Source organism: Streptomyces sp. NPDC001157 (genome assembly GCF_053598255.1).
The window spans coordinates 1-24,123 of record NZ_JBSFJW010000038.1 but is presented as its reverse complement, the minus strand read 5'-3'; the positions used below and the strand labels follow the sequence as shown (position 1 = coordinate 24,123).

Genomic DNA, 24,123 nt, shown 5'->3' with positions numbered 1-24,123 from the left:
GACACAACATAGGGAAACACCCCTCACAGCTCCCCCTCGCGCCACATACAGTGCGAGGGACCAACGGGGAACGGGGAGGGGGCCCTTCATGGGCAAGGGGGTCAAGATCACCGTCATCGGCAGCGTCTTCGCCGTGATGGTGGGCGGTGCCGGATACGGCGCGTACAACATCGTGTCCGCGCTGAACGGCGACGGGGGCTCGGGCGGATCGGCGTCCGTGAAGACCGGACCGCCGAGCGGCGACGAGATCAAGGAGACCTCGGCGAAGTTCTTCGCGGCCTGGGAGAAGGGCCAGGCGGCCCAGGCGGCGACGTACACGAACAACGACGCTGCGGCCGAACCGCTGCTGACCTCCTTCGGCGAAGCCGCGCACATCACCGGAGTGAAGATCACGCCGGGTGCGGCGCACGGCGCGACGATCCCTTACACGGTCAGGGCGACGGTGTCCTACGGGGGCAAGTCCAAGCACCTGGCCTACAAGAGCGAGCTGACCGTCGTGCGCGGGAAGACCACCGGGCGGGCGCTGGTCGACTGGCGGCCGTCCGTGGTCCATCCGCAGTTGCAGAAGGGCGACACCCTGTTCACCGGCGAGGCGGCGAACCCGCCGATCGAGGCCGTGGACCGGAACGGGGCCGTACTGACGAAGGAGAAGTACCCCTCGCTCGGCCCGGTCCTGGACACCCTGCGCGAGCGGTACGGCGACAAGGCGGGCGGCACCCCCGGCATCGAGCTGGCGATCAAGCACCAGTCCCCGGACGCGGGCGACACCTCGCTGCTCGCCCTCGCCAAGGGCAGAGCGGGCCGGCTGCAGACCACGATCAGCGCGAGCGCGCAGGCCGCGGCCGAAACGGCGGTGAAGAAGTTCGCGCAGTCGTCGGTGGTGGCCGTCAAGCCCAGCACCGGCGAGGTCCTCGCAGTCGCCAACCACCGCAGGGACCAGTTCAACGCGGCCTTCCAGGGCGAGGTGGCACCCGGCTCCACCATGAAGATCATCACCGCCGCGATGCTCATCGACAACGGCGTGACCTCGATGAACGGCCCGGCACCCTGCACTTCGGACGCGGTGTGGCAGGGCCAGACCTTCAAGAACCTCAAGGGCATGCAGCCCAACGAGAAGGCCACCCTCGCAGGCAGCTTCCTGCGCTCCTGCAACACCGCCTTCATCAAGCTCATCGACGAGAAGCCGCTCTCGGACTCCTCGCTGACGACGGAGGCCCAGGACCGCTTCGGGCTCGGCCGGGACGACTGGAAGACCGGCATCGTCTCCTTCGACGGCAAGGTCCCCGCGGTCAGCGGCCCGGACCGGGCGGCGAACGCGATCGGCCAGGGCCAGGTCCAGATGAGCCCGCTGAACATGGCATCGGTCACCGCGACCGCCATCACCGGCACGTTCCGGCAGCCGTATCTGGTGTCGCCGAAGCTCGACGACCGTGAACTGGCCACCGCGAAGGGTCTGCCCGCGAGCACGGCCGCGCAGCTGAAGCAGATGATGCGTCTCACCGCGACCCAGGGCACCGCGGCACAGGCGATGGCCGGGCTGAGCGGGGACATCGGCGCGAAGACCGGTTCCGCGGAGGTCGACGGCCAAGCCGTGTCCAACAGCTGGTTCACGGGCTTCAGGGGTGACCTCGCGGCGGCGGCCATGACCGAGGAGGGCGGCCACGGCGGCACGGCGGCCGGGCCGATTGTCGCAGCTGTGCTACGGACGGGCTCCTGAAGTCACCCGTTGAGGAAGGGACTCTAGGCTGTTGCCGTCGTTGGTTGGGATGGATGTGGGCAACGGGGACCCTGGGGATCTCTCGGAGGAACGGGAACAGTGGGCAACAGAAGGCGCGTCGCCGAGCGACGGAACACCAAACCCGCAGTGGTCGGCGGGATGATCGCCGTGGTGGTCATCGGCGCCGGCGTCGGCGTCTACGCGCTGACCGGCGGCTCGGCGGCCGACGACCGGTCGTCGGCGGCGTCCTCGTCCACCGACGACAAGCCCAAGGTCAAGACCGGTCCGCTGTCGGCCACGGAGGTCCGGACGACGGCCGAGACGTTCCTCACGTCCTGGCAGCAGGGGAAGGCGACGCAGGCCGCCGCCGCCACCAACGACCCGGCGGCGGCCACCACCCTGCTGACCGGCTTCACCAAGGACGCCCACATCACCGGCGCCACCCTCACCGAGGGCACCCGCACCGGCGACAAGGTCCCCTTCACCGTCAAGGGCACGGTCACCTACAAGGGCACCAAGATGCCGCTCTCGTACCGGAGCGCGCTGACGGTCGTACGCAAGAAGGAGGACGGCAAGCCGTACGTCGACTGGCACTCCTCCGTGGTCCACCCCGACCTGAAGGACGGCGACACCCTGGTCACCGGCGAGGCGGGGACGCCCCCGGTCAAGGCGTACGACCGGCACGGCGGCGAACTGACGACCGCCAAGTACCCCTCGCTCGGCCCGGTCCTGGACGGTCTGCGGGAGAAGTACGGCAAGACCGCCGGCGGCAAGGCGGGCGTCGAGCTGGACGTGGTGCGGGGCAAGGCGTCGCAGAAGGCCAAGCTGTCCGACAAGACGCTGCTGACGCTGACCAAGGGCACCCCGGGCAAGGTGAACACGACGCTGAGCCCGGTCTTCCAGGCCGCAGCCGAGAAGCAGGTCGCCGCGAAGGACAGGTCCTCGGTCGTCGTCATGCGCCCGTCCACCGGCGAGATCCTGGCCGTGGCGAACCACAGCCCCAGCTTCAACGTGGCGTTCCAGGGCTCCCTGGCCCCCGGCTCCACGATGAAGATCGTGACGTCGACGATGCTGTTCGAGAAGAACCTCGTCCACCCCGACCAGTCGCACCCCTGCCCCAAGACGTACAAGCTCGCGGGCTGGACGTTCCACAACGACGACGACTCCGAGATCAAGCAGGGCTCGTTCAAGCTGGCCTTCGGGGCATCCTGCAACAACGCCTTCATCAACTTCGCGCCGAAGCTGTCCAACAGCGATCTGACGCAGGAGGCCCAGCAGGTCTACGGCCTCGGCCTGAACAACTGGGCCATCGGCGTCCCGACCTTCGACGGCTCGGTCCCGGTGATGAGCGGCGCGCAGATGGGTGCCTCGCTGATCGGGCAGGGCGGGGTGCGGATGAACCCGCTGAACATGGCGTCGGTGTCGTCGACGGTGGCGAGCGGCACCTTCCACCAGCCGTACCTGGTCGCCCCGTCGGTGGACCACCGCACACTGGCGAAGGCCTCACGCACGATGTCGTCGAAGACGCAGGCCGAACTCAAGGAGGTCATGTCCTACACGGCCTCGTACGGCACGGCGGCCAAGGCGATGGCGGGCATGTCCGGCTGCGGCGCCAAGACGGGCTCGGCCGAGGTCGACGGCCAGAAGAAGCCGAACGGCTGGTTCACGGCCTACTGCGGCGACCTCGCCGCCTCAGGCGTGGTCCAGGCAGGCGGCCACGGCGGCGACACGGCGGGCCCGATCGTGGCGGCACTTCTCAAGATGGGCGGCTGAGCTGATGGGGCGCCCCTTGGGGGCGCCCCGAAGGGGCGCGGGGCTGTGCCGATTTGCGGCTCCGCCGCGTGGGCGCGACCAGCCCCAACGGCGCCGCAGACGACTCACCGGGAAACAGGCGCCGCAGCCATATACGTGCGGCGCAGAAACCGCAGCAGAGTCTTCGACTCGAACTGCACAACCGAGACACCTGTAGCCGAGTGGAACTCGACGACGGCCTGAACCCGCCCGCAGGGCCACACCCGCACCTCACCGCTGCCGGCAGGCGCCCGCAGCCCCTGTTCCAGCAGGGAACGCGAGAAGCTCCATTCGTCCGCCCCGGGCAGCCCGACCCGCACCTCGCGCGGGTCGACGTCGGGGTCGTAGCGCAGGACCACCGGCACCGTCTCGTCCTCCGGTACCGCCGCATCCGTGACCAGGTGGGCTCGTGCGTACTGCTCGACTACAGACATCGTGACGGCCCTCTCACGCTGCGTGTCCTGTGTGGAACTTGTGCGTCCACCCCCTCCTAATGTCCCATATTTTCCCGAGCACGCCCCTTGGCGTGGGACAACTCCCGTCACGAGCCCGTCGCTCTTGCAAGTAGTTCGCAACAAGGCACTATCATCGAACGGTGCATGTGCCTGACGGATTCATCAACGCCCCCGTCTCCGCCGCGACCGGAGTCGTCGCCGCGGGCGCCATCGCGGTGAGCCTGCGCGGCGCCCGCCGTGAGCTGGACGAGCGGACGGCACCGCTGGCCGGGCTGGTCGCGGCGTTCATCTTCGCCGTGCAGATGCTGAACTTCCCCGTCGCGGCGGGGACCAGCGGCCATCTGCTCGGCGGCGCGCTCGCCGCGATCCTCGTCGGCCCCTTCACCGGCGTCCTGTGCGTGTCCGTCGTCCTGCTGATGCAGGGCATCCTCTTCGCGGACGGCGGTCTGACCGCGCTCGGCGTGAACATCACGGACATGGCGATCGTCACGACGGTCGTCGGGTACGCCGTCTTCCGGGGCCTGGTGAAGGTGCTCCCGCGCAGGCGGCGCTCGGTGACCGTGGCCTCCTTCGTCGCCGCGCTCCTGTCGGTCCCGGCCGCGGCGGTCGCCTTCACGCTGATCTACGCCGTCGGCGGTACGACGGACGTCTCCATCGGCAAGGTCGCCACCGCGATGATCGGCGTACATGTGCTGATCGGGATCGGGGAAGCGGCGATCACGGGGCTGACCGTGGGCGCGGTGATCGCCGTACGCCCGGATCTCGTGTACGGCGCGCGCGGCCTGGAGCAGAAGCTCAAGCTGCGGGTGAACGGCGAACTCGTGGACGCCCCCTCGACCCGCCCGGCGCCCGCCCTGGCGCGCACCTCCCGCCGCGGGCTGTGGGTCACCGGCCTGGTCACCTCCCTCGTCCTGGCGGGCTTCGTCAGCTTCTACGCCAACGCCGACCCCGACGGCCTGATGAAGGTCGCCCAGGACCAAGGCATCGACAAGAAGACCGAGAAGCACGCCTCCGCCGACTCCCCGCTCGCCGGCTACGGCGTCAAGGACATCACCGACGGCCGCGTCTCCAAGGGCGTGGCGGGCCTGATCGGCGTCGGTGTCACGGTCGTCGCGGGCAGCACGGTGTTCTGGGCGGTGCGCAGGCGGCGCGGCGCGGACGTCTCCCCTGCGAACACGGGGCTGTGACATGGGAGCGGGACACGCGCACCGGCTCTACCGGCACGGGCACTCCCCCGTGCACGCCCTGCCGCCGCACACCAAGCTCGCCGCGGCGTTCGCGTTCGTGGTGGTCGTGGTGTCGACTCCGCGGGAGGCGGTGTGGGCGTTCGGCCTGTACGCCGTGCTGCTCGCAGTCGTCGCACAGCTCGCGCGGGTGCCCGCCGGGTTCCTGCTCAAGCGGCTGCTGATCGAGGTGCCGTTCGTCGCGTTCGCGGTGCTGATGCCGTTCGTGGCGGAGGGCGAGCGGGTGGACGTCCTGGGGCTGTCCCTGAGCGTGAACGGCCTGTGGGGCGCGTGGAACGTGCTCGCCAAGGGCACGCTGGGTGTCGCCGCCTCCGTCCTCCTCGCCTCCACCACCGAACTCCGCGAACTCCTGCTGGGACTACAGCGGTTGAGGCTCCCGCCGCTGCTGGTGCAGATCGCGTCCTTCATGATCCGCTACGGCGATGTCATCACGGACGAGATGCGGCGGATGCGGATCGCGCGGGAGTCCCGGGGCTTCGAGGCGCGCGGTGTCCGGCACTGGGGCGTGCTGGCGAAGTCGGCCGGCGCCCTGTTCATCCGCTCCTACGAGCGCGGGGAGCGCGTCCATCTGGCCATGGTCAGCCGCGGATACGCGGGGTCGATGCCGGTGATCGACGAAGTGACCGCCTCCCGGGCGCAGTGGTCGTACGCCCTCACGCTCCCCCTCGCCGCCCTCGTCGTCTGCCTGCTGGGATGGACCCTGTGAGTACTGCTTCGCTGGAGGTCTCCGGCCTCGCCTTCGCCTACCCCGACGGCCACCAGGCCCTGTTCGGCGTCGACTTCTCGCTCGCGCGCGGCGAGCGGGTCGCGCTGCTCGGGCCGAACGGTGCCGGCAAGACGACCCTCGTACTGCACCTCAACGGCATCCTGACCGGCGGCGCGGGCACGGTCACGGTCGCCGGGCTGCCCGTCGGCAAGCAGCACATGGCGGAGATCCGCCGGAAGGTCGGCATCGTCTTCCAGGACCCCGACGACCAGTTGTTCATGCCGACGGTCCGCGAGGACGTGGCGTTCGGTCCTGCGGCGGCCGGGCTCAAGGGGCCGGAGCTGGAGGAGCGCGTAGACCGGGCGCTCGCGCAGGTCGGCATGGCGGAGTTCAAGGACCGGCCCCCGCACCACCTCTCCTTCGGACAGCGGCGCCGGGTCGCCGTCGCGACGGTCCTCGCGATGGAGCCGGAGATCCTCGTCCTGGACGAGCCGTCCTCCAACCTCGACCCGGCCTCCCGACGCGAACTGGCCGACATCCTGCGCTCGTTGGACGTCACCGTCCTCATGGTCACCCACGACCTGCCGTACGCCCTGGAGCTCTGCCCCCGCTCCCTGATCCTCAGCGAGGGCGTGATCGCGGCGGACGGCAAGACGGCCGAGCTGCTCGGAGACGAGGACCTGATGCGGGCCCATCGCCTGGAGCTGCCCTTCGGTTTCGACCCGCGGTCCGTGACAATGGGCGCGTGACGAACGAGGACGATACGGCGGCCGGGACGGGTTCCGAGGGCTCGCTGCTGCTCGACGACCAACTGTGTTTCGCGCTGTACGCGGCCCAGCGGGCGGTGACGTCCTCCTACCGCCCGCTCCTCGACGAACTCGGCCTCACCTACCCGCAGTACCTGGTCCTGCTCGTCCTGTGGGAGCGCGGCGAGATCCCGGTCAAGGAGCTGGCGACCGCGCTGCGGCTCGACTACGGCACGGTCTCGCCCCTGCTGAAGCGGCTGGAGGCGGCGGGCCTGGTGCGCCGGGAGCGCGCGGCGCACGACGAGCGCTCGGTGCTGGTCGCGTGCACGGGGCGCGGGGCGGAACTGCGGGAGCGAGCGGCGTGCGTACCGGGCGCGCTGCTCGCGGCGACGGGCCTCGATGCGCCGGAGGTCGCGCGGCTGCGCGAGGAGCTCTGGCGCCTGGCGGCGCGGGCCACGGCGGCCACACACCCCTGATCTCGGGTTACCCCTGGTTGCCACCCCCAGGTACCGGCTGCTGACCTACCAGCCAGTATCTTGTGCACGATGTACTCGCGCGCACTTGTTATGGGGGGCCAGCCATGAGCGCCATGAGTGACGATCCGGCCGTCGAAACCGTCGACACCCGACCGACGAAGATCATGTACGTCGCGGAAGCGACCGCGCACGGCGGCCGGGACGGCTACGTCACCAGCCAGGACGGGCAGATCGAGGTCAGGGTCGCGATGCCGCCGGAGCTGGGCGGGGACGGCAACGGCACCAATCCCGAGCAGCTGTTCGCGGCCGGCTACAGCTCCTGCTTCCACAACGCGCTGGTGCTGGTGGGCCGCCGTTCCGGCTTCGACCTCACCGGTTCCACGGTCGCCGCGAAGGTCGGCATCGGCCCCAACAAGCAGCGCGGTTACGGTCTCGCGGTCGCCCTCAGCGTCTCGCTCCCGGTGCTGGACCAGGAGGTCGCTGCGCAGCTGGTGGACGCGGCGCACGAGGTGTGCCCGTACTCGAACGCGACCCGCGGGAACATCGACGTCACGATTCTGCTGGGCTGATCTGCCCGCCGGAAGGCGGCTGCGGCAGAGTGCGGTCCGGACGGGCCGCCTTGATGCGCTCGACCGCAGCCACCAGATCCGCGTGCCCGATCCGCGTGTCGCCCCGGTGCAGCGCGTCCGCCGCGGCGTCGATCACCGCACGGCAGATGTCCCGCCCGACGACGTCGTCGATCGCGGCCAGCGCCTGGGGCGAGACGTCCGGCGCGAGAGGCAGCGCTGCGGGCAGATGACGGCGCCAGATCTCCGTACGGGCCGCAACGTCCGGTGGCGGGAAGTGAACCTGCCAGAGGCGGCTGTCGAAAGCCGTGTCGTAGCTCGTCACGAAGTTGGTGGCGAACAGCACGAGCCCCTCGAACCGGTCGAGAGCGGTGATCAGTTCGCTGCGCATGGCGTTCACTGCCTGCTCAGAGCCGTGGCTGGTGGCCTCGAACCGGGCGGACATCAGGGAGTCCGCCTCGTCGACGAAGAGCACGGCGCGCTGCGCCGCCGCCGCGTGGAAGAGCGCGTCGAGGTTCTTCGGGCCCTCGCCGTGGTACTTGCTCTCCAGCTGGGACGCGCGGGCGGCGATGATGCGGCGCCCCAGCCGGGCGGCGACCGCGTGCGCCGCGAGCGTCTTGCCGGTGCCGGGCGGGCCGTACAGGTTGATCGCCGAACTCGGGTGCGGCTCGATCGCCCGCAGACCCCACACGTCGAACAGCTCATGGCGGCGCTCGACGATGTCCACGGCGCGCAGCAGCCGATCCACGGCCGCCTCGGGAAGTACCAGCCGGTCGAAGGTGTGTTCCGGGTCGATAGCGGTGAAGTACGACGCCCGCTCCTCGATGGAGAGCACGTCGGAGTGCGGCCCGCTCCCGTCGGGTTCTGGTGTTCCGGCCTCTTGCGAAGGCTGATTCGTCACCGTGACCGCGAGCGGCCCCGTGCCGTGCCGGCTGCTGAACCTCCCCATGGCGGTGATGAGTTGAGTGCGCAGCACACTCGCGTACATGTCGTCGGCACCACGCGGGATACCGGTCACCGTGAAGGCAGGTGTGCCGTTCGCAGTCATCGCGCGACCTCGTCATCGTGTTCGAGGATGGTTGTGGTGGGCGTCATGTCCAGACGGCGACGGGATTGCGCCCGTGCGCGCGGCGGACATCCTCGTCGGCGCCGGACGCCCAGATCCGACGCGAGTCGACGAACCGGTGCTGGTCGTCGTCGAAGAGACCCTGGACGTATGTGGCGTTGCCGAAGCTCGCGTCGTCCCGCACCGTGACGAACCGGAGCCGGGGGTTGATGCGCCGCCTCTCCAGACGGGCCTGCCACCAGCTCCGGAGGTAGCGGACGGTCAGCACGGCGACGATGGCGACGCCGATGAGCGGCCCGATCAAGGCGGCGGCGCCGAGGACCGAGGCCGAGAAGGGATCCAGCATCTCAACCCTCCCTTCCGGCGAAGATGATCGTGTCCCTGCCGTCGAACATCTCGGTCAGCTCCTCGTCCAGTTCCTCGGCCCGGCAGACCAGTTCGGGCCCTGCGTCGGCGCGGCGCCTCGGAGGCCTACCGCCTCGCTCCCACCAGAAGGCCTGCACGAGGTACCCCCGTCCCTGACGGTGCCTGAGCACGACGGGCACGGTGTTCGGCGGCGCCTGCGCGCGGCTGCCCCTGAAGAAGGCGATCACCTCGCCGTACGTGAGCACGGCGCGCAGTTGGGGGCGTCCCGCCTCCACCCTGCGCTGTGCTTCCACGAGCCGGTCCGCGACCTGCGGGAGGATGTACTCCCCACGGAACGCGGCGCCGGCCAGCTCGAGCAGCCCACGGGTGCGGGGCTCGCCGCCCTCAGGGCCTTCGCGGGACTCGGAGCGGTGCGAACGCGGCATGGCTTCTCCCTTCCTTCCCCGCTCTGGGGGGATGACGTCCAGGATCGCCCTGGCAGCGCGTCACATCTGTCCCCCGAAATGGCAGAGAATTTTCTTCTTTCTGTCATCACCACTGATGACAGAAAGGGACGTGTCCGCCCCTTACCTCCGTACCGGGCGCCCTGTCGGCGGGTAGAACCCCTCCGACTTGAGGCGGCGCAGCAGCAGTTCCGGGTGGGGGTGCCGAGAGCACACGTACATGGCGAACAACAGCCGTGGCTCGGCGGCCCGCGTGGTGATCCCGAAGTGTTCCATCGCGCGCTTCACCTGCGTGAGGACCGTGCTGATCCGGATGCCCAGTTGATCGGACACCTCCTTCAACGAGTAGCCGTCCGCGTGCAGTTCGAGGATCTGGAGCTGGCCCGTCGTCAGGTGCGCCGCCCAGTCGGAGGAGGACGCCATCGACCCGCCGGCATGGCCCTGCGGCGGGCGCGCCAGGTACCCGTTGTCGAGGAGATCGAGCTTCCCGAGCCCCACCGCGTCGCACCGCCGGCGCAGATCCTCGAGCACGGTCCGGTAGCGCTCGTACGACATGCCGGTCGCCTCCATGGCGGACGCGGCGCGCTCTCCCCTCGCCGTGCGGGACAGAACGACCGCCAAGTCCGGGTCGACGGGGAGGCGGTGCGCGCCGACCGCGGACTCCAGGGCGGTCGCCAGGTGAGGTTTGATCAAGTGGGGATGGTGTCGTGCGTCCCATACCGCGTCTGCCAGGCTGACCGGCCCCACGGTCTTGCCGAACACCGCCCTCGCGCCCAGGACCCAGGCGGCGACCCGGTGGTCCCAGCCCTCCGCGGCAGTGCACACCACGACGTCTGCGCGCTGGACGAGGTCGGTGAACTGCTCGAGGGTGCCGATCCCCATCAGGTCGGTGACGCAGACGTCGTACTCCGCCCCGCTGTCGGCCAGTTCACCGAGGGAGCCCATCTGTCCGACCACTTTCAGCCGTCGGTCCCTCTTCAGCGCGGCCACTAGTCCGCCCCTGGTGACCTCGTGGTCCTCGACCACGACCACATGCACCGGCGGCCGGCTCTCGGAACCCGGTTCTCCTCGCATCATGTCTCCCTCCCGTCGGCGGTCGTCTGCAGGGGCAGGACCAGCGTCACCTGCGTCACACCGTGTTCACTCACCACGCGGAGGTCTCCTCCGTGCTCACGCAGTTCGCGCTGGTGGCGGGCGAGCGAACGCGTCGACGCCGCGCCCTCTCGGAGCACGTGCGGCGGGAATCCGTCCCCGTGGTCCGCGACCACCAACACCACCGTCTCCGCTCCTCCGGCCTGGGAGAGGACATCGACATGCAGCAGTGCCTCGGCGACCTTCGCGTGCCGCGACACGTTGATCAGGACCGCCCGAAGCGCCCTGGCCACCGGCTCGATCTCGGCCGGAAGGATCCCTGTCTCGGCAGCCTCGGCGCGCTCGGTGAGGTTCAGCTCGACGGTGAGCTCCTCCTGCCGGGCCTGGTCAACCTGCTCACGCACCATCCTGATCAGCGGCGCCGGCTCGCTGAAGTGCCCCGTGCTGATGTAGGTGTCGATACGGCGCCTGCCCACCTCGACCGCGTGCCGCATCCGGCGGACGGCCTCCGGGTCGGTGAGATCGGCCTGGAGCACTTCGCGCAGGGTGTTGCCGAGGTGGTTGTGGAGTTCCACGGCGATCGCCTGCCGCTGCTGCAGATCGGACACGTCGTCCCTGAGCCTCAGCAGGAACAGCGCTCCGCGGCGGATCAGATAGGCCAGCAGGACATAACCGGTGAGCCCCACGAGCGCGTCGGACCGGGAAAGCTCCGCGGGATCACCCAGGGCGACGACCCCTGCGTAAGACCCGGCGATCAGGGCCGCACCTGCGACCAGCCACGTCAAGGGCTGTCCGAACGCCGACCCGATCGCCAGCCCGACGACCTGCTCGGTCGTGAGCACGAGCAGCGGGGCCATGTTGTCGACCCGGTCGGGCCCCAGGACGAGCGCGCAGCTCCACAATGCGGCGACAGCGCTGCAGACCTCGACGACCGCGGCGGGAGTGTCGTAGACGGACGCCCGCACCTTCCTGTCCAGGGCGGCTGCCCGCTGGTGGTTGCGGATGAGATGAAGCATGAACCACAGGGACTCGGCCGCCAGCGCGAGAAGCAGGACGAACGCGCCGCCGGGATGGGTGACATGCCCCGCGATTCCGGGCAGGGTCAGCGCCCAGGGAAGACCGTAGATGACGCGGAGAATCAGCAGGATGCGCATCATCTGCCAGCGGATGTCGCGCTGGGCCCGCCGGTGTTCGGCAAGGAGTGGTTCGATGACCCGGGCGGCCGCCCCTTCGCCGATCAGCGCCCGCAGGCGTGACCGCATCCGTTCGCTCAGCATGGAGTCCCCCTGCCCCGCCGGTCTCACTGCGGCCGTTGCCCGCCACCGCACGGGGTGTGTCGATTTTCACCGAATGCCGGTGACAGCGCCTAGGCCTGTACGAAGAGGATCTGAGGAGGGTCGCAGCAGATCAGGAGCGGATCAGAAGCAGAGCGGAACAGGAGCGAAAGGGGGCGGAAGCGGCCGGAAAGCGAGTCTTGGGGGAATCGAACGCCATAGGTGTGCGTTGCATCCACGGCTGATGGGCGATGGCACGACAAGGAGTACGGGCGTGGATGTGAACGGCACAGTGGCCGAGGGCTTCGAGCCGGTCAGGGAAGCGTTCGTACGGAACTTCGAGGTGCTCGGGGAACGGGGTGCGGCCGTCGCCGTGTACCGGGACGGGCGCAGGGTCGTCGACCTGTGGGGCGGCACGAAGGACGTCGACGGCACCGAACCGTGGCAGCAGGGCACCGCCCAGGTCGTGCGCTCGGCGACCAAGGGCGTCGCCGCCGCCGTACTCCTGCTGTTGCAGCAGCGCGGGGAGCTGGACCTGGACGCGCCGGTGGGCGAGTACTGGCCGGAGTTCAAGGCGCACGGCAAGGAGCGGCTGCTGGTGCAGCACGTGCTGAGCCACCGGGCCGGGCTGCCCGTGCTCGACCACCCGCTCACGCCGTCCGACGTGCTGGACCCGCACCGCGGCCCCGAGGCGGTCGCCGCGCAGACGCCCGCGTGGGAGCCGGGCACCGATCACGGCTATCACGCGCTGACGTACGGCTGGATGCTCGACGAACTGGTACGGCGCATCACGGGCCGGTGGGCCGGGGAGTGGCTCGCGGCGGAGGTCACCGGGCCGCTGGGGCTCGACCTGTGGCTGGGCCTGCCGGAGTCGGAGGCGGGCCGGGTGGGCCGCGTCGGCCGCGTCGAGGGGCCCGAGCCCGTCGGCGGTCTGCGCTCGCGCCCGAAGCGCTCGGTCACCGAGGCGTACGAGAACCCGGACTCCCTCACCCGCCGCGCCTTCGCCGCGATCAGCCCCTTCCCCGACCAGAACGACCCCGCCTACCGCGCCGCCGCGCTCCCGGCCACCAACGGCATCGCCACGGCGGAGGGCCTCGCGCGTTTCTACGCGTCGCTGATCGGCGAAGTCGACGGCGGCACAAGGCTGTTCACGCCTGAGACCGTGGAGCTGGCCCGCACCGAACGCAGCGCGGGACCGGACCGCGTGCTGGTCGTGGGCACACGGTTCGGCCTCGGCTACATGCTCCACGGAGCGGCATCCCCGCTCCTGTCCCCCACCTCCTTCGGCCACCCGGGCCGCGGCGGCGCCCTGGGCTTCGCCGACCCCGACACGGGCATCGCCTTCGGCTATGTGACGAACGGCTTCCGCAAGACGGTGACGGCGGACCCACGGGCACAGGCCTTGGTCCGAGCGGTGCGGGCCGCGCCCTGAAGGGGCGCGGGGCTGTGTCGATTTGCGGCTCCGCCGCGTGGGCGCGACAAGCCACGACAAACCCGCAGACGCCCGACGGCAGGTCCTGGCAACCCGCGCGGCGCAGCCTCAAACGTTGATGGAGTGCGAAGTCCGCCCCGACGCCGAGTCGATCTCCCCATGCGCCTTGGTGAGCAACTGCATGGCAAGCTCATTCAGCGCCCGCGCCCCCGCGATCTCCTCCCCCACCCTCGGCTGATTCGCGTCGGTGTGGTGGCGGCTCGCGTGACCGTGGGCCTTGACCTCGGTCCCGTCGGACAGCCGTACCAGCGCGACCGCCCGCGTGTGCGTCTCGTCCTCCTGGAACTCCAGCTCGACGTGCCATCCCACTGCGGTGTGCATCATGAGGATCACCTCCGGAAGACCTGCTTCCAGAGTGCTCCTACCGGCCCGCGGATGCACGCAGACCCCGGGCCGGTGTGACGTCGGCCCGGGGTCCGCGGCGCGCTGGGCGCGTGTCAGCCGTCGTTCTCGGCCGACGGCAGATAGGCGCCCGGCACGTCGGCGGGCGCGTACACCTTCTTGTCGCCGGGGTACGGCTTGGTCCAGTTGTGGGTCTGGTACCAGGTGTAGCGGTTCATCTGCTCGTTGTTGGCGTAGTCGGGCACGGCGTGCGGGCCGGTCAGCCGCTGGTGCGAGGCCCAGGCCTTCCACTCCGCGGCGAGCTTCTGCTGGGCCTGCGGCACCGCGGCGGAGGTCGGCGCGAGCGCCGCCTTGGTGTCCTGCGGGGCCGGAGTGTCCGAGCCGCAAGGGGGCTGGGGGCTCACACCGAGGGTCAGCGAGGTCCGGTTGGGCTCGGCCGTGAACGGGGTGTCGTCCGGCTTCAGGGAGAACGCCCCGTACATCGGGGTGGCCGCGCTGTCGAGCTGGTTCATCGGGTGGATCCCGAGGATCTGCTCGATGGTGCGGACCATCGTGATCTGCGAGTAGTAGTGGCTGTCGACGGTGTCGTGCTTGGCCCAGGGGCTGATGATCTGGACAGGGGCGCGGTGGCCGTCGACGTGGTCGAGGCCGTTCTGGGAGTCGTCCTCGACGACGAAGATCGCCGAGTTCTTCCAGTACTTGCTGTGGGAGATCTCGTCGACCATCCGGCCGACCGCGAGGTCGTTGTCGGCGACCTCGGCCGCCGCGTTGGCCGGGCCGCCGGTGTGGTCGTTGGAGAACCAGAACATGTTCAGGTTCGCCGGACCGTTCTTCTCGAAGTCCTGCTTCCAGATCTGTTCCTTGTAGATGTCCGGGACGTCGAGGTCGAACATCGGGAAGCCCTGCACAGACACCTTGTTGAGCGAGGGGATCGCCGAACCCGTCTGGATCGGGTACTGCGTCTGCGCCCCGGTCGCTTCCATGTTCTTGCTGTCGCAGTACAGGTTCTGCCAGGTGGCCCCGGCCGGCTTGGTCTCCAGCGACTGGAACTCGCCGAAGTCCTTGACCGACCTGCCCGCCGCCTGCGCGCCGCTCCAGATGAAGCCGGTCTTCTGGTGGCCGAGGGCGTCGTTCTCGGTGTCGTAGCTGCGCTGGTACTCGCCGGCGGAGGACTCGGTGTACTCCGGGTTGTCCGACTGCATCAGCCAGTTGTGGCCCTCGGCGGAGTTCGTGCCGACGTCGTAGAAGTTGTCGTAGAGCCCGAACTGCTCGGCCAGCGCGTGCTGGTTGGGCGTCACGTTCTCGCCGAACGTGGTGAGCGACGGATTTCCGTCGCCCTGCGGCAGGTCGCCGTAGACCTGGTCGTAGGTCCGGTTCTCCTTGACGAGCAGGAAGACGTGCTTGATCGTCGAGGGGTCGCCGAGCCGCAGCGGGACCGGCAGCGCCTTCCCGGAGGTCTTGCGGCCGGCCGTCAGGACCGAACCGGGCGTCCAGCCGTTCTGCCTGAATACCTTGGCCGTCTGGGCCTTGACGGTCTTGTCGTCCGGCAGCGTGAACTGCGTCAGGCTCGACGTGGTGTCGTGGGTGCCGTGGCCTGAGGCCGCGGTGGGGCGGCGGGCGTCGATGCCGCGGGTGTTGGAGACGACGACGTTCTTGCCGACGGCGACGATCCCCGAGGGGAAGTAGTCGGTCGGGAGCAGGCCGACGTAACGGGCGGGCTCCTGCGGGGACTTGTAGCGGTAGACGGCGACCGCGTTGGCGCGGCCGAGCGTCACCAGCAGGCGGCCGTCGTCGGTGAGCGTCACGGCGTTCGGCTCGTAGCCGACCTTCGCCTCCGGCCAGGGCTGGGTGGCGATGGTCTGTACGACCTTGTCCTTGGCCGTGTCGATGACCGAGACGCTGTTGTCGGCGGTGTTGGTGACGAACACCGCGCCGTTGCTCGCGTACACCGCGGTCGGGTGCAGTCCTACGTCGATGCCGGCGACGGCGGCGGACGGGTCCGCCGTGTCGATGACGCTGACGGTGCCGGTGGTGGTGGCGCCGGTGTCCGGGTTGGCGGGCACCTGGGTGCCGTAGGAGTTGATGGTGGTGTCGCCGTCCTTGGCCGGGCGGCCGCCCTCGTTGCTGACGTACAGCTTGCCGCCGACCAGGGCGATGCCCCGGGGGGCGTTGCCGACGGCCCAGCTCTGCTTGACGGTTCCGGTGGCCGCGTCGATGGCGACGACCCGGTTCTGGCCGTTGACCGCGGAGTACACGGTGGAGCCGTCGGCCGAGAAGACCGCGGCACCCACGAGCGCGCGCTTGGTGCCGTCGGCAGGGATCGGGACGGTCACCGGGTTGGAGAGGGTGCCGTCGACGCCCACGGTGAACCTGGTGTAGCCGTCGGCCTGGCCCAGCCACAGCTGCGTGCCGTCGGGCGAGTACGTCGGGCCCTCCTGGCCGACGGAACCGCTCTTGATGCGCAGGTCGTCCGCCGCGTTGGTGCCGACCTTCTGGATCACCTGACCGGTCGAGAGATCCATGACGACCAGCGAGGCGTCACCGTCGGCGACCGAGGCCGCGAGCCGGCTGCCGTCCGGGCTGACCGTCGACGACATGATCTTGCCGTCGTTGATGACGGAGCGGGTGCCGTACGGCTTGATGTACTGGTCGCTGGAGATGACCTGGCCGTTCGCGGTCTCGTCGGCGACCTGCTGGGTGCCGAACTGCCACGTCGACGCGACGGCGGTGCCGGTGACGCCGAGGGCGACCGCGATGCCCGCCGTGACCAGCAGGGCGCGGCGGCCGACGCGTCTGCCGAAGAGGTTGACCTGATTCTTCTCGTTGATCCGGCGCTGGCGTGTTACCTGCACTGAGCTGTCCCTTCAGTGGACCCTTCGCTGGAACCTTCAGTGGGGGGTGGTGAGCAGCTCGACGTTGCCGTCGAACTGCCACAGCGGATTCGGGGCGTCTCCGGTCGAAGTCCGCAGCAGGAAGTAGCCGTTGACTTCCTTGGGACCGTCGCCGTCGGCCACGAACCGCCCGTCCGAGGTGATGTCGAGCTGATAGATCGCCGTCCCCGCGACCGGGACCCCGGGCAGATGCCAGGTCACGACGCATCGCCAGTCGTTGCCCGCGCCCTCCTGGGCCGCCTGGCCGTCGCTCTTGGTGCACGCCGCCGAGGCCCGCAGCTGTGCCTCGGTGACGGCGGGACGGTGCAGTTGCTGCGTCTGCATGCGGTAGAGGTGGGCGAAGGCCGTGGCCATCGACCGCTGGACCTTGACCTGCTCGATGCCGGATCCCATGAAGGGGGCGGGGGTCGCCACGGCGACCACGCCGACGGTGAGAGCGGTCAGCGCGACCAGCGGCAGCGCGCCGACGGTGAGCGCCCGGCGCCCGGAACCGTCGTAGGCGAGATTGGTGAAGTCGCGCCGGAGGAAGAGGAGATACGCCAGCGCGGTCGCGAGCGCCGCCCATGCCAGGCTGACCGCGATGCCGATCAGGAGCGGGCCGAGCTGGGTGGGGCTGGTGAACAGGCCGTTCCAGGCGATGAAGGCGTAACCGGGCAGGGCGAGGCGCACGGCGACGGGCAGCGGCAGCATCTGGGCGACCGACATCGCGAGCGCGACGAGCGGGGGCAGCAGCAGCCCCATCGGGGAGCGCCCCAGCACCACCGACCCGAGCAGTCCGATGGCGGCGAGGGCCAGGGTCGGCGCGAGGGCCGCGGTCCAGGCGAGCAGGACCCGGACGGCGGCATCCGAAGGCGCCAGCAGGTGGCCGTCGAGGCCGACCAGCGGCTGGTTGCCGACCGACACCAGCCCGCCGGCCGCGCTGGACACGGCAAGACCGGCCACCAGCAGCAGGATGACGGTGAGGCCGGCGAGCGACTTCGCCACGAAGATCCGCCGCGGCGACCGTACGGCGACCAGCAGATGCCGCCAGGTGCCGAGCCGGTCCTCGGCCGCGAACACGTCACCGGCGACCACCGAGGCCACCAGCGGCAGGGCATAGGTCCCCGCGAACCCGAGCATCACCAGCGGTCCGGCCCACCCCGTGGCGTGCATCCAGCGCCCGAAGAGAGTGTCCGACGGGAGCGTGCTCTGCCGGCTCACCCCGGCGACGAACAGCGCGGGTGCGATCCAGCAGGCAAGCGCCAGGAGCCGGATCCGCCACTGCGAGACCAACTTGACCAGTTCGAAGCGGTAGCCGCGCGAGACGGGGACCCGGCGGGCCCTGACAACCTTGTCGGCGACGACGGTCGCGGCCATCAGCCGGCCTCCTGCTGCTCGGTGAGGGCGAGGAACGCGGCCTCCAGCGGCGACACGACGGGCGCGAGCTCACGCACCGCGACGCCCGACCGCACGAGGCCCGCCACCAGTTCGTCGAGGGCGGGCACCAACGCACGCACGAAGAGCAGTTCGTCGTCCTGCCGTATCCCGGCGTCGTCGACGACCCGGACCCCGTCCGTGTCGTCGGCCAGCCGTCGCGCGGCCTGCGGGTCCGAGGTCCGCACCCGGTAGTCGAGTTCACGGTTCTCGGCGGCCAGCTTGCTCAGCGGACCGGAGAACACGACCCGTCCGGTGGCGAGGATGGTGACCTCGGAGCACAGCGCCTCCAGGTCGTCCATACGGTGGCTCGACAGCACGACGCTGGTGCCGTCCGAGGCGAGCCGGTTGAGGACGCGGTGCACGTGCCGTTTCCCGGCGGGGTCGAGGCCGTTGGAGGGTTCGTCGAGCACCAGCAGCCGGGGCTTGGTGAGCAGGGCGGCCGCGAGCCCGAGCCGCTGCCGCATGCCGAGCGAGAAGCCGCGGGCCTTGTCGTCGGCGACGGCGGTGAGCCCGACCTGGTCGAGTACGTCGTCGATGCCCGTGGAGCCCGCGTCGAGCCCGCGGAGCCGGGCCAGCGCGGCGAGGTTCTGCCGGGCGGTGAGGGAGGGGTACAGGCCGGGGCCGTCCACGAAACCGGCGACACCCTCGGGAGCGTCGAACGCCCGCCCCACCGGCATACCGAGGATCTCAAGGCGCCCGCTGTCGGCGACGGCGAGTCCCAGCAGCAGACCGAGCAGCGTCGTCTTGCCGGCTCCGTTCGGACCGACCAGGCCATGGATCTGACCCTGCGTCACATCCAGGTCGACACCGTCGAGTGCGACGACGTCACCGAAACACTTGGTGATCCCGCGAGCCGCAACTGCGTGGAGTGTCCCCATGAGCCCCCCTTCTCCCGATGTCCGCAGGGACCATAGGGACAACACACAACCCAGGCACAGAAGCCGAGTTGAACTCCGGGGGAACGTGTCGTCAAGGCGTAGGCAAGTGGCGCTCCGCGGGGAGGGCCGGTTTTAGGCCGTTGGTTGTCTGCGGGCTCGTCGTGGCTGGTCGCGACCGCGCGGCGGAGCCGCAAATCGACACAGCCCCGCGCCCCTTTGGGGCGCGGCCTAGCCAGCCCGAAGCATCAAGCCGATCCCCGCCACCAGCAACACCGCCGCCGCGATCCGCGGTGCCCCGAACCGTTCCTTGAAGAAGACGGCCCCGATGGCCGCGCCCACGATGATCGACGACTCGCGCAGGGCGGCGATCGGAGCCAGTTCCGCCTTGGTCTGGGCCCACAGGACCAGGCCGTACGCGGCGACGGACATCGCGCCGCCCAGCAGGCCCACGCCCGCGAACGGGCGGAGAACGGCGACGAATTCACCCCGCCAGCGGGTCAGCGCGTACACCGGGATGGCGAACCCCTCCACCGCCATCAGCCAGGCGATGTACCCGAGGGACGAGCCGGACGCCCGCACTCCCAGCCCGTCCACGACCGTGTAGGCGGCGATGGTCAGCCCGGTGGCGAGGGCCGCGCCGATCGCCGCCCAGTTGGGCCGGCTGCCGCGCAGCCCCCACAGGGCGACACCGGTCAGACCCGCGCAGGACAGGGCGATACCGGCGGCCGCCCAGCCGTTCGGCACCTCGTGCGCGAAGAGGGCGGCGAGCAGCGTGACGACCAGGGGCGCGGTGCCGCGGGCGATCGGGTAGGCCTGCCCGAAGTCGCCCAGCCGGAAGGACCGCATGAGCAGGACGTAGTACGCGAGGTGGATGACGGCGGAGGCGGCGAGGTACGGCCACGCCCCGGACGCCGGGAGGGGGACGAACGGCACCATCGCCAGCCCGATCAGCATCCCGCCGCCCGCGATCAGCGTGAAACCCACCAACTTGTCCGTGATGCGGTGGGCGATCGCGTTCCAACCTGCGTGGGTGACCGCGGCGCACAGGACGGCCGTGGCGACCAGCGGCGTCACGAGCTGCGCTCGCGCACGTCCACCAGGGTGGCTCCGGCGCGGGTGACGAGCTCCTTGGGCTCCATGGGGAACACCGCGTGCGGATTCCCGGCGGCGGCCCACACGACCTCGTGCTCCAGCAGCGAACGGTCGGCCAGCACCCGGGTCCTCGTACGGTGCCCGAAGGGCGGCACACCGCCGATCGCGTACCCGGTGGTCTCCCGCACGACGTCCGCCTTGGCCCGAGTCACCTTCTCGGCGCCGAGTTCCTGCCGGACCAGCTCGACGTCGACCCGCGAGGCCCCGTCCATCAGGACCAGCACCGGGACCCCGTCCGCCGCGAAGATCAGCGACTTGCAGATCTCGCTCAGCTCGCACCCGATCGCGGCGGCCGCCTCGGCAGCGGTGCGGGTCGCGTCCGGGAAGCGGCGAATACGGGTGTGCAGGTCGCCGAGTCCCAGTTCGCCCAGGGCGGCGGCGAAACGGGGGTTGGCTCCGGAGCTTTCGGTGGCATCGGCGGTCGTCATACACCGCACGCTAGCGGCGTGTGTACCGGGCACGCGACCGAGTTGTCCGTGTGCCCCGGCGAGCCCTGCGGCTGCGGGTACGGCAGCGCCCCAAAGGGGCGCGGGGAACTGCGCGACCAGCCACGAAGTCGCTGCAGACGGCCGACGGCCTATCTCGCCCCACGGCGGAACCGCAAATCGGCACACCCAGCGGAGCGCCCCGCACGCGACCGAGTTGCCCCCGCGCCCCGGCGCGCCCTCCCGCTGCGCCGCCCCGAGCCGTGACCATGGTGGCCGTACCACGGCACGGCCGGGAAGAAGCACGAGGAAGCACCATGTCCCGCTACCTGTTCGACAACTCCGACGCCCAGACCTCCGGCCGCTTCTCCGCCCTGGAAACCTGCTACGACCCCGTCTCCCACCGCCAGCTGGAGCTGACCGGCCTGGCGCCGGGCTGGAAATGCCTCGAAGTGGGCGGAGGCGGCGGCTCGCTGGGCGACTGGCTCGGTGAGCGGGTCGGCCCGGACGGCGAGGTCACGATCACCGACATCGACCCGCGCTGGGCCCAGCAAAGGCCCGGGCGCCCGCCGCACGTACGCCTGTTGAAGCACGACATCGTGACCGATCCGCTCCCCGCCGCCCACTACGACCTGATCCACGCCCGCCTGGTCCTGCTGCACCTGCCGGATCGGCTGACCGCACTGGACCGCCTGGTGACAGCCCTACGCCCCGGCGGATGGCTGCTGCTGGAGGAGTTCGACTGCGGCTGGACACCGGTGCTCGCGGCCCCCGACGAAGCCTCGGCCGCGCTCTTCGAACGCGTCGAGGCCGCACTGCACACGCAGTTGGAGAAGGCGGGGGCCGACCCGCTGTGGGGCCGCCGGGTGCCGGGCGCCATGGCCCGCGCCGGGCTCATGGACCTCACGGCGACGACATACGCCGAGTCCTGGCCGGGCGGCTCACCCGGCATCGACCTGCACCGCGTCAACATCGACCAGACCGCCGACCGGCTCCGCGCGGACGGCGTCACGGACCACGAACTCACCGCATTCCGCGCTCTGTTGCGGGACCCGGCCTTCGTCGTCAATTCCTACCCGCTGATCAGCGCCCGCGGCCGCCGCCCGTACCCGGAGGCGACCCCCCGATGACCACCACCCACGTCCGCTACCGCGAGCTCCGCCTGCCCGGTGCCGCCGAGAACCCCCTCGCCCTCATCGTGCGGCTCGTCCGCAGCGGCCTGTTCGACCCTTACGTCGTCTACGAGCGCGACGGTGCCTGGTCCCTGGCGGGCGGGGCAGTGGCCTCGGTCCGGCTGGGCCCCGGCACCCGTGATCTGTCGGAGGTCGAGCAGCGGTTCGCGACGATGCCGGTGACGGGCTGGCGGGCGTACGGCTGGGCCGCGTTCGAGCTCGGCACCGCGCTCGCGGGCGCGGACCCGGGCCCCGGCGCCGGTCCGGACCTTCTCCATCTGATCGTCCCCTCCGACGAGATCAGGATGTACGGCGAGGACGTGCTGGTGCGCTGCGTGGACCCGGCCCGCCTGGACCGCATCGTCGCCTTCATCGACACACCGGCCGCAGCCCCCGACCCCGAGCCCTCCGCCCGTATCGACGTCCCTCTCGCCGACACCGGAAACTACCGCGCCGCCGTCGCGGCCGCCCTGGTGGAACTGAACGGCCCCGGCCCGCTGGAGAAGGTCATCCTCTCCCGCCGGGTGCCCGTCCCCGGCCCGGTCGACCTGATCACCACGTACGCCCTCGGCCGCCGCGCCCACACCCCGGCGCGTTCCTTCCTCCTGGACCTCGGCGGCATCCGCGCGGCGGGCTTCAGCCCGGAGACGGTCGTCGAGGTGACGTCCGACGGACACGTACGGACCCACCCCCTGGCCGGCACGCGCGCGCGTACGGGCTCACCGACCGAGGACGCCCGCCTCCGCGCCGAGCTGCTGAGCGACCCGAAGGAGATCCACGAGCACGCGGTGTCGGTACGGCTGGCGGTGGAGGAGATGGCCACGGTCTGCGACGACACCTACGTCAACCAGTACATGACGGTCGAGGAGCGCGGCACGGTGCAGCACCTGGCCTCACGCGTCACCGGCCGACTGCGCCCGGGCCTCGGCCCCTGGCACGCCTTCGCCGCGCTCTTCCCCGCGGTGACGGCGACGGGGATCCCCAAGGCTCCCGCCTACCCCTTGATCCGCTCGCTCGAAGGCCGCCCACGGGGCCTCTACGCCGGTTCGGTCCTCACCTGCGACGCCTCCGGCACCCTCGACGCGGCACTCGTACTGCGCAGTGTGTACGAACGCGACGGCGAGTGCTGGCTCCAGGCGGGGGCGGGTGTCGTACGCCAGTCACGCCCGGAGCGGGAGCACGAGGAGACCTGCGAGAAGCTGCGGGGCGTCGCCGGGTGCCTGGTGCGTCGGCGACTTTAGGTCGACCGTCGATCGCCTCGCACGCCGCCCCGGCCGCATCGGAACTCCCGGCCGTAGGGCAGGTGCCGCGCCGGGCGACGGGCCGAACGACTCCCGATCCCTGCCCGAAAAACCTCGCGGTCCGGAGCAACCTTTCCGGGGGCGGTGACAACTGCGTAGCGTCCCGACAGGGGGTCTGGTCAGCGGCAACACCCGAAAGAGAGCACCAACATGTTCCCTCACTCATCCTCGTCGCCGGAGGAATCGCCCGGCGGCCGCGGCCGCCGCCGTCGCGCGTCGTTCCGCTCGGCCGTTCTGGGTCGGCGGCGGCCGCACCGTGGCCGTCGGCTGTACCAGCGCCGGAGTTTCTGGGCGGCCGTCAGCCTGGCGGTCGCGGGCGGCTCCATGGTCGTGGTCAACACGGCCTCGGCGCAGACCGTGGACACGAACACCTGGTACACGCTGGTCAACCGCAACACCGGCAAGGCCATGGAAGACCTCGGCTACGCCACGAACGACGGTGCTCCGGTGGCGCAGTGGAGCCGTACCGGCGGGACCAACCAGCAGTGGAAGTTCATCGACTCGGGTGACGGGAACTACCGGCTGCAGAACCGGGCCTCCGGCAAGGTGCTGGACGACTACGGGTGGTCGAAGACCGAAGGCTCCGAACTGGTGCAGTGGAGCGACGGGAACGGCGCCAACCAGCAGTTCCACCTGGAGGAGTCGTCGGACGGCTACGTGCGTCTGATCAACCGCTTCAACGGCCTGGCCGCCGAGGTCCCGCTCAGCTCCAAGGGTGACGGGGGCCACATCGCCCAGTACCACGACTGGAACGGCGCCAACCAGCAGTGGCAGCTCGTCCCTGCCGACAGCGCCGGCGGTACCGGGAGCGCGGGGGGCTCCGGCAGCAGCACCACGTCCACCACGCTCGGCAGCAACTCGACGAACGGTTTCATGGGCAGCAGCACGGTGCTCGTCGGCGGTTCGATGGACGACTCCTCGGCGGCCGCCGCGCCGTTCGACGTGCGGTACGCCTATGTGCACAGCCAGCCCGCGCCCTCGTCGGACTACTACACGGCCTCGCGCTGCAATGCCGCGTGGTCGGGCTGGTGGGGCTGCTGGACCGGCAGCACCACGGCGCCCGGCACGTACATAACCTATCGGGACAGCGTGGCGGCCCAGGCGACGTACAA

23 protein-coding genes are annotated in these 24,123 nt (G+C 70.5%); 11 read left to right on the top strand and 12 right to left on the bottom strand.

The genetic code is table 11. From position 1 onward, the window contains the following. The first annotated feature begins 88 nt into the window (after positions 1 to 88). Positions 89 to 1,717, top strand: coding sequence for a penicillin-binding transpeptidase domain-containing protein (locus ACWDAG_RS39885; RefSeq protein ID WP_450700452.1), 1,629 nt, complete (start codon positions 89 to 91; stop codon positions 1,715 to 1,717). A gap of 99 nt (positions 1,718 to 1,816) precedes the next feature. Continuing rightward, on the top strand, positions 1,817 to 3,490 hold the full coding sequence (locus tag ACWDAG_RS39880) for a penicillin-binding transpeptidase domain-containing protein (RefSeq protein WP_450700451.1): 1,674 nt from the start codon (positions 1,817 to 1,819) through the stop codon (positions 3,488 to 3,490). 104 nt (positions 3,491 to 3,594) lie between these two features. Here the strand turns inward: ACWDAG_RS39880 and ACWDAG_RS39875 are convergent, their stop codons facing one another. After that, positions 3,595 to 3,942 carry an SsgA family sporulation/cell division regulator gene (locus ACWDAG_RS39875; RefSeq protein ID WP_450700450.1) on the bottom strand — a complete coding sequence of 116 codons (348 nt, stop codon included), beginning with the start codon at positions 3,940 to 3,942 and terminating at the stop codon, positions 3,595 to 3,597. Between the two features lie 161 nt (positions 3,943 to 4,103). Here ACWDAG_RS39875 and ACWDAG_RS39870 point away from each other — a divergent pair, with 161 nt between their 5' ends. From ACWDAG_RS39870 to ACWDAG_RS39850, 5 genes are all read left to right on the top strand, one after another. Next, a complete protein-coding gene (locus ACWDAG_RS39870; RefSeq protein WP_450700449.1) occupies positions 4,104 to 5,150 on the top strand; it encodes an energy-coupling factor ABC transporter permease in 1,047 nt (348 codons plus the stop codon). 1 nt (position 5,151) lies between these two features. Continuing rightward, on the top strand, positions 5,152 to 5,913 hold the full coding sequence (gene cbiQ, locus ACWDAG_RS39865; RefSeq protein ID WP_450700448.1) for a cobalt ECF transporter T component CbiQ: 762 nt from the start codon (positions 5,152 to 5,154) through the stop codon (positions 5,911 to 5,913). Beyond that, positions 5,901 to 6,662, top strand: a complete 762-nt coding sequence (locus tag ACWDAG_RS39860; RefSeq protein ID WP_450700447.1) for an energy-coupling factor ABC transporter ATP-binding protein — start codon at positions 5,901 to 5,903, stop codon at positions 6,660 to 6,662. The genes cbiQ and ACWDAG_RS39860 overlap by 13 nt, the downstream gene beginning before the upstream one ends. Then, positions 6,659 to 7,135, top strand: coding sequence for a MarR family winged helix-turn-helix transcriptional regulator (locus tag ACWDAG_RS39855; RefSeq protein WP_450700446.1), 477 nt, complete (start codon positions 6,659 to 6,661; stop codon positions 7,133 to 7,135). The genes ACWDAG_RS39860 and ACWDAG_RS39855 overlap by 4 nt, the downstream gene beginning before the upstream one ends. A gap of 113 nt (positions 7,136 to 7,248) precedes the next feature. Then, entirely contained in the window at positions 7,249 to 7,704 is a 456-nt protein-coding gene (locus ACWDAG_RS39850) for an organic hydroperoxide resistance protein (RefSeq protein ID WP_450700498.1), read from the top strand. On the opposite strand, the gene ACWDAG_RS39845 is transcribed toward ACWDAG_RS39850, so the two are convergent. The 5 genes from ACWDAG_RS39845 to ACWDAG_RS39825 form a co-directional block, all read right to left on the bottom strand. Further along, positions 7,685 to 8,749: an ATP-binding protein gene (locus ACWDAG_RS39845; RefSeq protein ID WP_450700445.1), complete on the bottom strand. Its 1,065-nt coding sequence runs from the start codon at positions 8,747 to 8,749 to the stop codon at positions 7,685 to 7,687. The two genes, ACWDAG_RS39850 and ACWDAG_RS39845, sit on opposite strands and share 20 nt — an antisense overlap. A 43-nt stretch (positions 8,750 to 8,792) precedes the next feature. Beyond that, the gene (locus ACWDAG_RS39840) at positions 8,793 to 9,113 is read right to left on the bottom strand and encodes a hypothetical protein (protein WP_450700444.1); all 321 of its coding nucleotides are present in this window, start codon (positions 9,111 to 9,113) and stop codon (positions 8,793 to 8,795) included. Between the two features lies 1 nt (position 9,114). Continuing rightward, positions 9,115 to 9,558 carry a hypothetical protein gene (locus ACWDAG_RS39835; RefSeq protein ID WP_450700443.1) on the bottom strand — a complete coding sequence of 148 codons (444 nt, stop codon included), beginning with the start codon at positions 9,556 to 9,558 and terminating at the stop codon, positions 9,115 to 9,117. A gap of 141 nt (positions 9,559 to 9,699) precedes the next feature. Further along, positions 9,700 to 10,653 carry a helix-turn-helix transcriptional regulator gene (locus tag ACWDAG_RS39830; protein WP_450700442.1) on the bottom strand — a complete coding sequence of 318 codons (954 nt, stop codon included), beginning with the start codon at positions 10,651 to 10,653 and terminating at the stop codon, positions 9,700 to 9,702. Then, a complete protein-coding gene (locus tag ACWDAG_RS39825; RefSeq protein ID WP_450700441.1) occupies positions 10,650 to 11,945 on the bottom strand; it encodes a hypothetical protein in 1,296 nt (431 codons plus the stop codon). The genes ACWDAG_RS39830 and ACWDAG_RS39825 overlap by 4 nt, the downstream gene beginning before the upstream one ends. Before the next feature lie 271 nt (positions 11,946 to 12,216). Here ACWDAG_RS39825 and ACWDAG_RS39820 point away from each other — a divergent pair, with 271 nt between their 5' ends. Further along, on the top strand, positions 12,217 to 13,374 hold the full coding sequence (locus tag ACWDAG_RS39820; RefSeq protein WP_450700440.1) for a serine hydrolase domain-containing protein: 1,158 nt from the start codon (positions 12,217 to 12,219) through the stop codon (positions 13,372 to 13,374). Positions 13,375 to 13,482: 108 nt separating this feature from the next. Here the strand turns inward: ACWDAG_RS39820 and ACWDAG_RS39815 are convergent, their stop codons facing one another. From ACWDAG_RS39815 to ACWDAG_RS39790, 6 genes are all read right to left on the bottom strand, one after another. Beyond that, positions 13,483 to 13,758 (bottom strand): dsRBD fold-containing protein, encoded by a 276-nt coding sequence (locus ACWDAG_RS39815; protein ID WP_099934194.1) that lies wholly within the window; start codon positions 13,756 to 13,758, stop codon positions 13,483 to 13,485. Positions 13,759 to 13,871: 113 nt separating this feature from the next. After that, a complete protein-coding gene (locus tag ACWDAG_RS39810; protein WP_450700439.1) occupies positions 13,872 to 16,628 on the bottom strand; it encodes a phosphoesterase in 2,757 nt (918 codons plus the stop codon). 36 nt (positions 16,629 to 16,664) lie between these two features. Continuing rightward, the gene (locus tag ACWDAG_RS39805; RefSeq protein ID WP_450700438.1) at positions 16,665 to 18,023 is read right to left on the bottom strand and encodes an ABC transporter permease; all 1,359 of its coding nucleotides are present in this window, start codon (positions 18,021 to 18,023) and stop codon (positions 16,665 to 16,667) included. Further along, the gene (locus ACWDAG_RS39800) at positions 18,023 to 18,961 is read right to left on the bottom strand and encodes an ABC transporter ATP-binding protein (protein ID WP_450700437.1); all 939 of its coding nucleotides are present in this window, start codon (positions 18,959 to 18,961) and stop codon (positions 18,023 to 18,025) included. Before ACWDAG_RS39800 ends, ACWDAG_RS39805 begins: the two co-directional genes overlap by 1 nt. Before the next feature lie 228 nt (positions 18,962 to 19,189). Beyond that, on the bottom strand, positions 19,190 to 20,035 hold the full coding sequence (locus ACWDAG_RS39795) for an EamA family transporter (RefSeq protein ID WP_450700436.1): 846 nt from the start codon (positions 20,033 to 20,035) through the stop codon (positions 19,190 to 19,192). Then, entirely contained in the window at positions 20,032 to 20,541 is a 510-nt protein-coding gene (locus ACWDAG_RS39790; protein ID WP_450700435.1) for a YbaK/EbsC family protein, read from the bottom strand. The genes ACWDAG_RS39795 and ACWDAG_RS39790 overlap by 4 nt, the downstream gene beginning before the upstream one ends. A gap of 314 nt (positions 20,542 to 20,855) precedes the next feature. Here ACWDAG_RS39790 and ACWDAG_RS39785 point away from each other — a divergent pair, with 314 nt between their 5' ends. The 3 genes from ACWDAG_RS39785 to ACWDAG_RS39775 form a co-directional block, all read left to right on the top strand. Continuing rightward, a complete protein-coding gene (locus ACWDAG_RS39785) occupies positions 20,856 to 21,668 on the top strand; it encodes a class I SAM-dependent methyltransferase (protein ID WP_450700434.1) in 813 nt (270 codons plus the stop codon). Continuing rightward, entirely contained in the window at positions 21,665 to 22,951 is a 1,287-nt protein-coding gene (locus ACWDAG_RS39780) for a salicylate synthase (protein ID WP_450700433.1), read from the top strand. The genes ACWDAG_RS39785 and ACWDAG_RS39780 overlap by 4 nt, the downstream gene beginning before the upstream one ends. A gap of 210 nt (positions 22,952 to 23,161) precedes the next feature. Beyond that, on the top strand, positions 23,162 to 24,123 hold a 962-nt coding region (locus tag ACWDAG_RS39775; RefSeq protein WP_450700432.1), incomplete at its 3' end, for an RICIN domain-containing protein.